Raw genomic sequence first — 14,227 nt, forward strand, 5'->3', positions numbered from 1 at the left:
TAATTTCCTTTTTTGGCAATAAATTTTATTCCAGCCTTAACATTTCTTTTTTCAACCTTTTTATTATTTTCTTTTCTAATCTGGAAATATATGATTGAGAAATTCCTAAGAGATCCGCCACTTCTTTCTGGGTTCTCTCATTCCCATCCTCCGTGTTTAAGCCAAATCTTAACTGTACTATAATTCGTTCTCTTTCACTGAGTTTTGATAAAGCTTTTCCTAAAAGTTTCCGATCCACCTCTTCTTCAATATTTTTATAGATAACATCTTCTTCCGTACCTAAAATATCGGATAAAAGCAATTCGTTTCCATCCCAGTCCACATTTAAAGGCTCATCAATGGATACTTCCAGTTTTGTTTTATTATTTCTCCTTAAATACATTAATATTTCATTTTCGATACATCTGGAAGCATATGTTGCAAGCTTAATATTTTTGTCCGGATTATATGTATTAATTGCTTTAATTAAACCGATTGTACCTATGGAAATCAAATCTTCCACCCCGACACCGGTATTATCAAACTTTTTAGCTATATATACTACCAACCGCAAATTATGTTCAACCAAAATAGATTTTGCCTCTGAATCATATTCCGTTCCCAGTTTTGCAATTTCCTCCGCTTCCCTTTCTGCATCTAACGGTGCGGGAAGAACCTCTGCTCCACCAATATAATGTATATCTCCATGACCGCTAAATAATATACTTCTAAAGTCAGGAATAACCCTAAATTGAATTTTATTTGGTATTGTAATTTTCAATAGCATTTTTTACTTTTCCTCCCTTTACACTTTCACCCAATGCACCACTTCCGTACCTATCTGTCACATAATACCCCTATGTAAAATAACCTGATATTCCCGTCTTTTTGACAACTTTTCTTTGTTAATGGCCGTATATACTTTCTCACTGTATATCTTTTCATCACCATTAAATATAACTACCCGATTCATCACTATTGCAGGTAACATACCGTTTTTTTTACCGATTGAATGATATGGAATCATCATAATATTAAAAAACTCCTCTTCCTGCTCCTGTAAACTGCTGTTTTGTAATGAATTTTCCCTATCATTTAAAAAGGTGCGCCCTCCATCTAAAGTATCTGACAGTATTTGCAGTCGATTCTTTTGATGTACCGTTAATAACGGTTCTAATGCAGCTAATTCTGCAATTATTACCGGCTTTCCATAAATCGGATCATGTAAATCATTACCTGTATCTAACAATCCGATTATTCGAACACTCTTGTCTCCATAGGTTAATTCTGTCTCGTAAGTCTGTAATTCTTTGCTGCGTAAGTTTTTTAAAGTGAGAATAAAGATCTTCACTGCTAAAGTACCTACAAGGACCGCCAGGACAAAATAAGCCATGTTTTGATTCTGAAATAATCTTCCATGAATTAACTCTGTGAAATAATATCCCAACATGGAATGATAATAAAGAGAATTTAATACTCCACCTAAAAAAAATGTGGTAATATAAAGTATAGCAACCGCTTTTAATGTAGCTGCCAGGTTTCTAAACTGAAATGAAACAATTATCATAGCAAAACAAATTACGACATAAGCAGCTAAAAATTGTATCAGACCGTTTAGCCCCTGTAAAACCGCCAGTATACAAGCTCCCAAGGCTCCTATTGCAGCTCCTGACAATAATCGGAATATTGAATTTTTATACTTTAATATTTTCCTTACTATCCATAGTAATAGGATATCCATGATAAAATTAATAATAAAAATTACATCTACATAAATCTCAAGGTACAAGTCCACCCCCGCTTCCATAACTTGTATTTCTTTACCTATTATAGCTTCTTTACCTTGTATAATTTGTCATTTTCTGGTAATTAATTTCTCTTTTTCATTTACTCATACTTACAAAATAATAGTTATATATCACTTAGGTGCTTAAATATGTAATAATTTTACATTTTTTATCTTTTAATCGCAGCATATTATGTCCTGTCAGTTCCCTGTTACCGGAAACAGTATGCTGGTTCACTTCATCTGATGTATGTATAAATTGGTTAAAAATACATATAAATTCTTATTCTGTTACACGAAAAAAAACCTGTCCCAACTTTATGAAAAGTTGAGACAGGCTCTTATTAAATATTTATTTAATTATTTATTTATGAATTATTTATGATTCCTATTTTTCTGAAGAAATTCCGGTATTTTTATTCCGCTTGGTTCTGCCGTACCGGTATTAAATGGACTACTGCCGGAAGAAACAGGACTTGAACCTGGGTAGTTTTGTGAAGGTGTTCTATTTATATTGTTGCTGGTACTTGTGGCTGCCACCTGTGATTGTGCTTTCGAATAAGAGGAGGAAGTATTTACTCCACTGTTAAATTTATACTCTGGCCTGGTATTGGGTTGTTTTAAAAAACTAGGTCCTGATACATGTTGTTCTCCTGCTGCTGATGTTTTACTGTCTAAACCCGTAGCAATAACGGTAATAGTAGCCTCATCCGGAGTCGTATCATCATACATAGCACCAAAAATAATATTCGCTGCATCACCGGATAGTTCCTGAACCATTGTTGCAGCTTCATTGGCTTCAATAAGACTTATATCACCGGAAATATTAATGATAACATGAGAAGCTCCCTTAATAGTAGTTTCCAATAATGGGCTGGTGATAGCCTGATTTACTGCATTCACGCACTTATCGTCACCTTTGCCAACACCAATACCGATGTGTGCTACTCCTTTATCTTTCATAACTGTCTGTACATCAGCAAAATCCAGGTTAATCAGACCCGGAACATTGATTAAATCCGTAATTCCCTGTACACCCTGCTGTAATACTTCATCTGCTTTTCTAAGTGCATCCGGCATAGTAGTTCTTCGGTCTACAATCTCAAGTAATTTATCATTAGGAATTACAATCAAGGTATCTACATGTTCCTTCAGTTTTTCGATTCCGCTTAATGCGTTGTTCATACGGGCTTTTGCTTCAAATTTAAACGGTTTTGTTACAATTCCTACCGTTAAGATCCCCATCTCTTTGGCAATCTGAGCAACCACCGGTGCTGCGCCGGTTCCAGTTCCGCCACCCATACCACAGGTAACAAACACCATATCCGAGCCTTTGATAATTTCAGTTAACTCTTCTCTGCTCTCTTCAGCGGCCTGGGCTCCGATTTCAGGCTGAGCACCTGCTCCTAACCCTTTCGTTAACTTTTCGCCAATTTGAACACACTGTGGTGCTTTACAATTTTTTAAGTGTTGTTTATCCGTATTAACACAAATAAAATCCACTCCGATAATATTCTCTTCAATCATTCTATTAACAGCGTTATTCCCTGCACCCCCTACTCCAATAACAAGTATTTTTGCAGATGAATCAGCTTCATTTGTTCTTATCTCAAGCAAGGTACTTCCTCCTTCACTATACTAATCGTTCTAGACTATATTTCATAACCCTTATAAACTAATAACATATTCAAATGACAATTAATTTTTCCTTTTATATGCTTGTCCTACTTGTATGTATAATTAGACGAGTATATTCTTTAATCCTATAGTATATAATATCTTTAATTACTAAAATAATCAACCCTAAATTTATATTTTTTTACTCTAAGGGTTTGGCAATTATTTCATCTTGTTTCTCATTAAAGTCCGTCATATCCAAAATTATTTTTCTGCCTTTTGCTTTTGGTAGTACATTCTTTAATTCAGCAATCTGTTCATCATAAGTATCTCTTTTTCCTAATAAAATCTTAATATCTCCGCTGTATAACGTCACTTCTAAATTTGGATTAAATTGAATCGTATTTATTTTTAATCCAAATTTCTTAATCAGCTGTGTAATATTAAGAATTATATGAAACATGGACTTTTTCTGAACGTCAAGTTTCTCATATAAAATAATCCGGTCAAAGCTTAATCCGGTTATAAACGGAACCTCGTCCAGTTTTTCATTCGAACTCTCCACAACAATACCATCTTTATCAAAATACATGTAACCACCCATAAATTCTATGCAGCCGGTGACCACTTTCTCATATACATGGATTTTGACTGTATTTTTGTTAACCAGTTCAACATCTATATCTTCGACAAATGGAATACTCTCTACCTTTCCGTATTTATATCGCAGATAAAGTAAGATTGTATTCCAATCTGTCTTTTTCGTAATCACTTTGTCTTGTAATTCTTCATCTGTATAATGATTGCTGCCTTCTACAATTACCGTATCCAGCCTGCAGGTTACAAACAGTATAAACGCAGGAATGATTATAACAAGGCAGAGAATCAGCAATTTCATGAAACCCAGTAATAAACCGTTATTATGATATTTTTCCCTCTGTTCCCTCATATCAGCTCCTATCGTATTCCCTGTGCACTGTTTGCTGCTTTTGTTATACTAGGCCAGCATTTTAATATCTGCTCCTAACCCTCTTAAGTCTCTACATATATCCTCATATCCTCTTTCAATAAAATTAGGATTATATATAGTTGTTTTACCTTTTGCCATAAGTCCAGCTATAACCAGTGCTGCACCACCCCTTAATTCGCTGGCATATACTTCACATCCCATAAGCTCAGGTACACCATTTATAGTAGCTTCCCTGCCTAAGATGCGAATATCTGCTCCAAATTTAATCTGTTCTTTTACATTTTGATATCTTCCCTCAAATATCTCTTCTACAATCTTGCTGGTGCCTGCAGCCATCATAAGAACCGACATAAACTGTGACTGCATATCGGTTGGAAAACCAGGATAAGGCATAGTACGGATAAAAGGTATTGGTTTTGGTCTTCCCGAAGAAGCAATAATAATATAGTTTTCTCCGGTTAATATACTACAGCCCATTTCTCGTAATAACTTAATAACAGTGTGAAGGCTGTCACCTCCAATCCCTGTTAATACCGCTTCTCCCCCTGTTCCGGCTACAGCGGCTAAATACGTGCCTGCCACAATTCTGTCAGAGCAAGCGGTGAATTCAATAGGATACAAAAATTCAACTCCCACGATTTCAATTGTTTCCGTTCCTGCACCTCTGATCTTTGCTCCAGCGGAATTTAAAAATTTACATAATTCTGTTATTTCCGGTTCTTTTGCAGCATTAATTATACTGGTTCTGCCTGAGGCCAATACTGCAGCAAGTATTACATTCTCTGTCGCCCCAACACTTGGGAATTTTAAGAAGATTTCATTGCCTTTTATACCGGTAGTAGTACATTTAATCAGCCCGTCCTCTTCTTCCAATGAGATGTTCATATCCTGAAAAGCGCTTAAATGATAATCAATTGGTCTCGCGCCAATGGTACACCCTCCCGGATACGTAATGGTTACCGAATGTGTACGGCCTAACAAAGCACCCATTAATATGATGGAAGATCGCATCATTTTTACATATTCTTCCGGAACTGTCGATGTATTAAGCTTAGTAGTATCTATAATGAGTGAAGATTTTTCCCACCATACGATACAGCCGATTGCCTCTAATATTTTAATCATATGAAAAACATCCAATATTTTTGGGCAATTATTCAGCTTTATTATTCCATTTACCAGTACAGTAGCTGCCAAAATCGGTAATACTGCATTTTTTGAACCTTGTATGTTAACTTCACCATTCAGCTGCTTTCCTCCATTGATCTCTATAAATGCCATGGTGCACCTCATCAAACCCTAATATATAATTACTATATGAAATATTCTTTGATTTGTGCCATCAGCCAAATGGTAATAGTAAATACCAATTATTCGTACTATCGTTCGTATTTAATCTGATTTGAAACGCTGAGTGCAATACCCATTTCAAACAGTAAAACCATTAAAGAACTGCCTCCGTAACTAATGAAAGGCAGCGGAATTCCTGTGGAGGGAATCGTATTGGTAACTACGGCGATATTAAGTAATACCTGTACCGCTATATGGGTCAACACCCCTGTAGCAATCAATCCTCCATACAAATCAGATGCATTAATTGCAATTACAAATAATCTCCACACCATTAAAACAAACAGCATAATTACGGCAACTGCACCAAAAAGGCCAAGTTCCTCACAAATTACGGAAAAAATCATATCATTGTGTGATTCCGGTATAAAACCCAGTTTTTGCATACTTTCACCCAGACCTTTGCCAAAGATTCCTCCGGAAGCAATAGCATACAATCCCTGCAAAATCTGATACCCCTTCGGATGGGTTTCAACGTTCCTCCAAACATCAATACGAGTGCTGCGGTAACTTACCCCAAATACAAAGGCAGCACCGATTCCTCCCATTATGATTCCCGATACGATAAAATATAATTTTTTTCTGCTGGCAACAAAACAAATTGCAACCATGATTGCCGACATAACTAATGCCGTGCTAAAGTTCGGAATTAAAACCAATACGATTAGTGGTGCAATAAATACCGCTACCCTAATAAAACCTTTGAATTTATCCAGTTTCACTGGTGATAAATTTACTATGTACGCAGTAAATAAAATTACTGCTATCTTAGAGAGCTCCGAGGGTTGAAACCTGCCAAGAGAGCCCAAACTAATCCATCGTCTTGCACCATTAATTTTTTGTCCAAAAAACAAAACATAAGTCTGTAATAGAATACAGAGTATAAATAATAAAGTAACTGGTTTCACTTTTAATACCGGTAATTTAGTAATGTAAATACGATAGTCTATTTTTGATACAATTAGCATAACCACCGTGCCAAGTATTGCAAATGCACCTTGTTTTTCCAAATAATACGCAGGGTTACCATAATCCCTGCTTGCATTATACGAGCTGGTGCTATAAATCATAACCAACCCAAAGCATACCAGAAACAGCGTTAAGAACAGAAGACTGTAATCGTAATAGCTATGGAATTTTTTTAATTTTCCCTGATCTCTTTCTGCTCTTGTCATTGATTGCTCCTATCTGTACGAGATGTACCTATATACTGCCGGTTTAACTTTATTTATATTCAGATGAAAGTAACTTTATTCTATTTTAGTGATTTATTACACCAGATTTCTTACATATTCTTTAAATAAACGTCCGCGTTCCTCGAAATTTTTAAACATTCCCCAACTTGCACAGGCAGGTGACAAAAGAACGGAATCACCTTGATTGGCTTTTATAGCACATACATCAACAGCTTCTTTAAGACTTTCTACTATAATAATGTTTTCAAAGCCATGACGTTTCGCTGTATCTGCTATTTTATCCCGAGTCTGACCTAATAACACTAAAAAGCGGATCTTACCGTCAAAAGCTTCCAGCCACTCATCATAATCGGAACCTTTGTCATAACCACCGGCAATTAAAAGCGTCGGTGTCTGCATGGATTCAATTGCTTTCATGGATGCATCCGGATTCGTACCTTTGGAATCATTATAATATTTAACTCCGTGTTTCGTTGTAACATATTCGATTCGATGCTCCACAGCAACAAAATTCGTAATTGCAGTTTTAATTTTATCCATAGGAACACCAAGTGAAATTCCGCAGGCAACAGCAGCCATTACATTTTCATAACTGTGACGTCCGAAGATATTTAACTCCTTTATATTACAGACTAAGATTTTATTCTGTCCGTTTTTGTAAATAATATTTTCGTCCTCCAGGTAAATTCCCTTATCCAAAATATGCAAACTGCTAAAATAGAACACTTTTGTTTTTAGTTCCTGACCAATTTTTCTTAAAACTTCATCTTCATAATTTAATATACAAACATCCTTACTGTCCTGATTTAAGGTAATGTTTTTTTTCGCTTCTATATATTTTTCCATAGTATGATGTCTGTTTAAATGATCCGGCGTTATATTTAAGATAGCACTTACATTAGGTTTAAAAGATTCAATGGTCTCTAATTGAAAGCTGCTCATTTCTGCAACGGTAACAGATTCTTCTGTAGTATTTAAAACCATTTCCGTATAAGGCACTCCGATATTGCCAACAACAAATACACTATTAAAATAGGTTTTCATAATTTCGCCGACCAGTGTTGTCGTAGTTGTTTTACCGTTTGTGCCTGTAATACCTACAATTTTTCCCTTGGAAAAATAATAGGCAAGTTCTACTTCTCCCCAGATTGGAATCTTTTTATCCCTCATTTGATTTACTAAATTTAAATCAGTAGGTACACCAGGACTTAAAATCACCAAATCAAGAGTATTTATTAATTCTTCCGGAACAGCCCCCAAAAGAATGGTACCCTTAAAATCCTCAGGTAATTTAGATTTTATTTCATCTTTATCTAACTTATCGTTGCCATCATATAGGATAATATCAGCTGCCGCTTTCTGTAACAATTTCGCAGCAGAAATGCCGCTTATGCCGGTTCCAAATATTAAAATCCGTTTATCATTTAGTTTCATCGTCTTAAATCCTCCCAGATGTTATATTCCCATTAGAGCTATTAAGCAAAGAATTGCTGTTATAATAGAGAAAACTGCCACTACTCTTGTCTCCGCCCAACCGCATAATTCAAAATGATGGTGAATCGGGGCCATCTTAAAAATCCTCTTACCACCGGTTAATTTAAAATAACCGACTTGGAGTATAACTGACAGAACCTCAACCAGATAGATTAATCCTACAATTAGTATAAATAGAGGCATTCGTAGCATATAAGCCGAAGCCGCTACAAATCCTCCCAAAGCCAGGGAGCCTGTATCCCCCATAAATACTCTTGCAGGGTAAATATTAAATACCAGAAAACCTAACAAACTTCCAGCAACAGCACAGGTGATGGGAGAAATTCCGCTATGAATTCCAATTGCTACCACTGAAAAAAATGTAGCAATTAGAAGTGTTACGCTGCTCGCTAAACCATCCAGACCATCTGTAAAATTGGCACCGTTTACAGTACCTAATACAACCAAAAATAATAAAGGAATAAATAAATAGGATGTATCTAAATACATACCACCTTTAAAACCTCCGGTAAAAGGTATAAGCATAGTCGAACCAACATCGGTATAATTTACTAAATAATAACCAAAAATTGCAGTAACCAATATCTGTCCTACCAGTTTCTGCCATGCCCTTAATCCCATAGATCTTTTCATCACAATCTTGATATAATCATCCAGTAAACCGATAATGCCAAATCCAACTGTTGAGAATAAGACCGGTATCATATCCGGAAAATTACCGATATAAATTAAAGAAGTTAGGGTAACACTAAGCAATATAATAATTCCACCCATCGTTGGTGTACCCGATTTCTTTAAATGACTCTCCGGCCCGTCATCACGTACAAACTGCCCAAATTTTAATCTTTTTAAAAAAGGTATTAAAATCGGACATAAAATTACACTGATGACAAATGATATAATAACTGGCATTAATATTTTAAAATCCATCTTTTTTTCCTCCCAAGTGAATCCTCTTGTTATTTCTTTTGTAAAACCAACGTGACTATTAAGACAATCGTTTCAAACCAACTTTCTTATTATATGCTATTCCAAATATAGAATCAAGTCACTATTTAGATTTATCTTCTCACCTGGTAATGGGAATTGTTCCTTGATTGTTTCACCCTCACCTAAATAATAGATGTCACCATAATCGGTATCTTTTAAAATTTCTTTTATCTCATCTTTTTTCTTACCTACCAGATTGGGCATTTCTATGGTACCAACATTAAATTCTTTCGTTTCGGCTTCTGTATAATGGGGTTCAACGCCTAAGTAAGGAAGTACATTGTCAAATACCTCAGCAATAACCGGTGCTGCTATAGTACCGCCATAATAGATCCCGGTCGGTTCATCGATTAAAACGATTGCCATAACCTGTGGATTGTCTGCCGGTGCAAATCCTAGAAAGGAGGATATGTATTTGTTGCTGCTGCGAGGTAATTTTTCTGATGTCGCTGTCTTTCCCCCGATTTTAAATCCGGGTAAATAAGCTCTTTTACCGGTACCCTCAGAAACAACTGCTTCCAATAATTTTTTCATGGTTTCCGATGTTTCTTTTGAAACTGCACCTGGCGCGCCTTCATATTTAAAGGTTTTTACTGTAGTGCCCTCTGGACTTTTTACCTGAACACCAAAATGAGGAGTTACGATATTGCCTCCGTTAACAACTGCACTTGCTGCAACCAACAACTGGAGCGGTGTTATCTGAAATGACTGGCCGAAAGATATGGTCGCTAGTTCAACTGCTCCCACATTCTCAGGTTTATGCATGATTGATTTTGCTTCCCCTGGCAGATCTATACCTGTTTTATTGAAAAGTCCCAATCTGCCGAAATACTTATACATATTGGTGACACCAACCCGAGCTCCGATTTCCATAAAAACCGGATTACAGGAATTCTTTATGCCCTCTACGAAAGTTTCACTGCCGTGACCGCCCACCTTATGGCACCGTATTCTTCGGTCTTCTACTATTTTATAACCCGGACAGAAGAATTTATCATCCAGCTTAACGACCTTTTCTTCAAGTGCTGCAGTAGCTGTTACAATTTTAAAACAGGAACCCGGCTCATAGGTATCGCTGATACAGGCATTTCTCCACATATTATTCAACAGATCGTTGGTTTGTTTACTGGTTAAAGAAGATGCATCGGCACCTTTTAGCATATTATCCGTTAAGGTATACGGATCATTTAAGTCAAATTCAGGAACGTTAACCATTGCATATAATTCACCATTCTGTGGATTCATCAGTATCATCTTTACATTATTTGCATTTTTGGCTTCCATAATTTTCAAAGCGGCCTGCTCTGCGTATTTTTGGATATTTACATCCAGGCTGATATATAGATTATTACCGGCTTTTGGTTCTATCCGGTCCTCTGCGGCATTGTCAATCTCCACACCATAAGCTGTAGTTAAAGTCAGAATCGTACCATCGATTCCTTTTAAATATTTATCATATGCAACTTCCAAACCAATAATACCCTGGTTATCGCTACCGGTAAAACCAATTACTTTTGAAGCTAAACTGCCGTACGGATAATATCTTTTGTAATCCTCATCCACCATAACTCCGTCTAAATCATACTCACGGATCTTATCTGCAATTTCTTTATCTACATTGGATTTTATTCTTTCTATAGAAGATACTTTTTCAACCCTCTTCCTTACTTTTTCTTCACTCAGACCAAGTAAATCGCATAAAACCTGGATTACCCTTTCGGGGTCTTTGATCTGGCTATGTATAACAGAAATAGTACTGACAGGCTTATTCGTCGCAATAGCTATTCCATTTTTATCATATATGGTTCCTCTCTCCGCTTTGATTGCCCGCTCTCTTTCATGCAGATCTTCCGCACGTTGTGCATAGTCGGCTGATTTGAGAATCATCAGATAACCCAGTCTGACTGTCAATCCTATTGCTGCTATCAAAATTATGGCGGCAATAACGAGAACATTACGGCGGTTAAAGGTTTTATTACGTGCCATAAGGATAACCTCACTTATCTTATCGTTTTATTTTATTACAAACTTTATGAGGTTATGATAATATATTTATAAACTAATTGTTATTATCAGATTGTATATCCGACCCATTGTCGCTTTCTGAGGTATCCGGTATAAAATCAAGAATTTCACCATCTTCATCCGATTCCGGAAAAGTATTCTCATTGTTATATTCTAAACTGTCACCCTCTAATGAATCTGCAGTATTGACGGAATCTATATTATCTTTCTTATTTGTATCCTTATTATCTGCATCTGTAGTGCTCCCATCGGCATTATCTTCATTGGGATTCCCATTAGTCGTATCGGTATCCCCCAAGGTTTTCTTATCTGATTTTGCTTTTGTACCAGTACTGGGCAGGGCCGGAGTTGACTTCGATGTATTAAGCCCTTTTGTAGATTCGGTAGGATATATCTCTAAAAACGGCAATATATCTTTTAAGATTTCACCTGCAAATTTTGTAGCGATACCGCTTGATTGTGCTGAAGGCTCAATCTTCTGCGGATCATCAAGAACAACATATATAACCATTTCAGGTTTGTCTGCCGGTACGGCACCAATAAAGGATAACAGATGTCTTTTATCTTTTCTGGGGAATTTTTGCGCAGTACCGGTTTTGCCGCCTACTTTATAACCCGGAACCTTTGCTCCAGACGCAGTCCCGCCTTCCCCCTCTACGGTTAGATACATAGCATTTTTAATAAAATTAGAGGTTTCACTGGAAACAGATTCCTTTACCAGTACTTTGTCGATATTTTGTAAAGTTGCACCTCCCTGATTAATTATTTGCTTAACAATATGAGGCTCATAATAATAGCCGCCATTTACCAGAGAGGAGAATCCACTTGCCATCTGGATCATAGTAACAGTAAAAGTTTGCCCAAAGCTACTGATAGCTAAATCTACCGGACTTAATTTGTTTTCAGGAACTAAGATACCTACCGCTTCACCGGGGAGGTCTATTCCTGTCTTACGTCCCATCCCAAATGAATTCTGATAGTCATAAAACAGTTTCTTTCCTTCTTTGGCTCCAATCTGCATCAGTGCGTCATTGCAGGATTTCATAAGTGCTTGAGTCAGGTCAACTGTACCATGTATATGGGAACACCCAATTTTAACTCCGTTAATGCTTTGCCCTCCATCACAAACATAAGTATCATTCGGATGAATAATATTTTCTTCCAGACCTGCGGAGACAGTAAATGGTTTAAATGTAGATCCTGGCTCATACATATCACTGATAGTATAATTCCTCCAGATTGCATTCAGTGCATCTAATCTTTCCTTATCAGTCATTCTGTCAATTTCTTTTTTTGTGTAAAAAGAAGTCAGATCCGTTGGATTATTTAAATCATATTCTTCATTGGAGGCCATGGCTAATATCTCGCCGTTGTTTGGATTCATTACGATAACGCCTATATTTAAACAATCCATATCCTTATTAAATTTTTTAATGTGTTCCTGAACGATACCCTGAACATTTGCATCGATGGTTGATACAATGGTATTACCGTTTATTGCCGGTTTTGTCGTCTGTTCCAATTTTAATTCAGAATCAATATAACCATATTCAATGCCGTTTACTCCGTTCAACTGATCGTTATAAAATTGTTCTATCCCCCAGTTACCTACATTACCGCTGGATGTGAAACCAATTACATCGCTTGCTAATGTTTTATACGGATATTTTCTCACATAATCCTCTTCAAACCAGACGCCTTTTATGTTATTATCTTTTTCTTCTTTGTCCTTAAATTGCATCATTTTCTCGTAATTGATACCTTTTTTCAGGATGACATATCTGCTTTCCGGTCTTTTATTCACCAAATCCATTACAGTCTCTTCTTTGATACTGTCATAACAATCGGTTAATGCTTTGATTGTTGGGGTCAAATACTTTTTATCCTCCAACATAAATTTAACATCCAGAATAATATTATATACTTTCTCACTGGTTGCTAAAACAGTTCCTTTTCTGTCAAGAATACTTCCCCTTTGAAAAGGTATAACAGTACTTGTATACGTTTGCTGGGATAATACTTTTTTTGCGTATCGTTCCCCATCGGTACGGTTAATATGAACCAGCCTTACAATCAGGCCTATCATTGTGATGATAATAATGCAAAATACAAGCAATAACTTTGCTTGCATTTTATTTGTAAATTTTTTTATTTTTTTTTCTCTTAACGCATTTCTCATAGATACCCCTCAGCTAGATTAATTTATCAATTATGTCCGAAATATCTTTACTATCTTTATTATTTCATTAAGGCGGCTTAAGCAACATTCTCCTACAGATATATCGGATAATTATTTTAATATCCTATCTAGTAAATCAGAACCATTTTCTTCCGGTATATCTTCATATTGTCTTACATAATCGCTTAAATTACTTTTATATGATATGATCTGGTTATCTTTTGGATAAACCATACCAAGCTCTTTTGTTGCAACTTTATAGATATAAGCTAAATCCAGTGAGGTATTCAGTTCTGATAAAGCATCTTTGTTTTGATTCTGCAGTTTCAATAAACTGTGTTCTAATTCAGCTATTTCCTTATTTTGTTCCGTTAGACCCGTTTGAACCTGAAGATAATTAATACAGGTATATAAGGTCACAATAATAGCAATGGTTAAAAAAAATACAGAAAATAAATCGATACCGATATCAGCTTTCGGTTTTCTTCTTTTTTCTCTAACCGGCAATTTTCTGGGGTCTAACTCTTCTGGTTCGTTGTAACACGGAATAACCTGTAATTTTCTCGCATTGTTTCCATCTATGGAATAATTATTATATTGATAACGATGTCTTTTCGCCTCCATGCTTTTCTCCCCTCAAT

At 36.1% G+C, this 14,227-nt stretch carries 11 protein-coding genes; all 11 read right to left on the reverse strand.

The window, feature by feature from the left end:
* Positions 1-25: 25 nt before the first annotated feature.
* Positions 26-766, reverse strand: coding sequence for an RNA polymerase sporulation sigma factor SigE (sigE, locus tag RBU59_RS02820; protein WP_308146369.1), 741 nt, complete (start codon positions 764-766; stop codon positions 26-28).
* 57 nt (positions 767-823) lie between these two features.
* A complete protein-coding gene (locus RBU59_RS02825) occupies positions 824-1,786 on the reverse strand; it encodes a sigma-E processing peptidase SpoIIGA (RefSeq protein ID WP_308146370.1) in 963 nt (320 codons plus the stop codon).
* Positions 1,787-2,140: 354 nt separating this feature from the next.
* A complete protein-coding gene (gene ftsZ / locus RBU59_RS02830) occupies positions 2,141-3,382 on the reverse strand; it encodes a cell division protein FtsZ (protein ID WP_308146371.1) in 1,242 nt (413 codons plus the stop codon).
* Between the two features lie 202 nt (positions 3,383-3,584).
* On the reverse strand, positions 3,585-4,331 hold the full coding sequence (locus RBU59_RS02835) for a cell division protein FtsQ/DivIB (protein ID WP_308146372.1): 747 nt from the start codon (positions 4,329-4,331) through the stop codon (positions 3,585-3,587).
* A gap of 48 nt (positions 4,332-4,379) precedes the next feature.
* On the reverse strand, positions 4,380-5,633 hold the full coding sequence (gene murA / locus RBU59_RS02840; RefSeq protein WP_308146373.1) for a UDP-N-acetylglucosamine 1-carboxyvinyltransferase: 1,254 nt from the start codon (positions 5,631-5,633) through the stop codon (positions 4,380-4,382).
* Positions 5,634-5,731: 98 nt separating this feature from the next.
* The gene (locus RBU59_RS02845; RefSeq protein ID WP_308146374.1) at positions 5,732-6,877 is read right to left on the reverse strand and encodes an FtsW/RodA/SpoVE family cell cycle protein; all 1,146 of its coding nucleotides are present in this window, start codon (positions 6,875-6,877) and stop codon (positions 5,732-5,734) included.
* A 96-nt stretch (positions 6,878-6,973) separates the two neighbouring features.
* Positions 6,974-8,332: a UDP-N-acetylmuramoyl-L-alanine--D-glutamate ligase gene (gene murD, locus RBU59_RS02850; protein WP_308146375.1), complete on the reverse strand. Its 1,359-nt coding sequence runs from the start codon at positions 8,330-8,332 to the stop codon at positions 6,974-6,976.
* Between the two features lie 21 nt (positions 8,333-8,353).
* Positions 8,354-9,322: a phospho-N-acetylmuramoyl-pentapeptide-transferase gene (gene mraY / locus RBU59_RS02855; RefSeq protein ID WP_308146376.1), complete on the reverse strand. Its 969-nt coding sequence runs from the start codon at positions 9,320-9,322 to the stop codon at positions 8,354-8,356.
* Positions 9,323-9,418: 96 nt separating this feature from the next.
* Positions 9,419-11,368, reverse strand: coding sequence for a penicillin-binding transpeptidase domain-containing protein (locus tag RBU59_RS02860; protein WP_308146377.1), 1,950 nt, complete (start codon positions 11,366-11,368; stop codon positions 9,419-9,421).
* A 73-nt stretch (positions 11,369-11,441) separates the two neighbouring features.
* A complete protein-coding gene (locus RBU59_RS02865) occupies positions 11,442-13,586 on the reverse strand; it encodes a peptidoglycan D,D-transpeptidase FtsI family protein (protein ID WP_308146378.1) in 2,145 nt (714 codons plus the stop codon).
* A 111-nt stretch (positions 13,587-13,697) separates the two neighbouring features.
* Positions 13,698-14,210 (reverse strand): septum formation initiator family protein, encoded by a 513-nt coding sequence (locus RBU59_RS02870; protein WP_308146379.1) that lies wholly within the window; start codon positions 14,208-14,210, stop codon positions 13,698-13,700.
* Positions 14,211-14,227: the final 17 nt, after the last annotated feature.

The sequence above is a fragment of the Anaerocolumna sp. MB42-C2 genome, assembly GCF_030913705.1.
GTDB lineage: Bacteria > Bacillota > Clostridia > Lachnospirales > Lachnospiraceae > Anaerocolumna.

What these genes read in the sequence shown, in the direction of transcription:
- sigE (WP_308146369.1), bottom strand. Translation starts at nt 766, where the DNA reads ATGCTATTGAAAATTACAATACCAAATAAAATTCAATTTAGGGTTATT.
- RBU59_RS02825 (WP_308146370.1), bottom strand. Translation starts at nt 1,786, where the DNA reads ATGGAAGCGGGGGTGGACTTGTACCTTGAGATTTATGTAGATGTAATT.
- RBU59_RS02835 (WP_308146372.1), bottom strand. Translation starts at nt 4,331, where the DNA reads ATGAGGGAACAGAGGGAAAAATATCATAATAACGGTTTATTACTGGGT.
- murA (WP_308146373.1), bottom strand. Translation starts at nt 5,633, where the DNA reads ATGGCATTTATAGAGATCAATGGAGGAAAGCAGCTGAATGGTGAAGTT.
- RBU59_RS02845 (WP_308146374.1), bottom strand. Translation starts at nt 6,877, where the DNA reads ATGACAAGAGCAGAAAGAGATCAGGGAAAATTAAAAAAATTCCATAGC.
- murD (WP_308146375.1), bottom strand. Translation starts at nt 8,332, where the DNA reads ATGAAACTAAATGATAAACGGATTTTAATATTTGGAACCGGCATAAGC.
- mraY (WP_308146376.1), bottom strand. Translation starts at nt 9,322, where the DNA reads ATGGATTTTAAAATATTAATGCCAGTTATTATATCATTTGTCATCAGT.
- RBU59_RS02860 (WP_308146377.1), bottom strand. Translation starts at nt 11,368, where the DNA reads ATGGCACGTAATAAAACCTTTAACCGCCGTAATGTTCTCGTTATTGCC.
- RBU59_RS02865 (WP_308146378.1), bottom strand. Translation starts at nt 13,586, where the DNA reads ATGAGAAATGCGTTAAGAGAAAAAAAAATAAAAAAATTTACAAATAAA.
- RBU59_RS02870 (WP_308146379.1), bottom strand. Translation starts at nt 14,210, where the DNA reads ATGGAGGCGAAAAGACATCGTTATCAATATAATAATTATTCCATAGAT.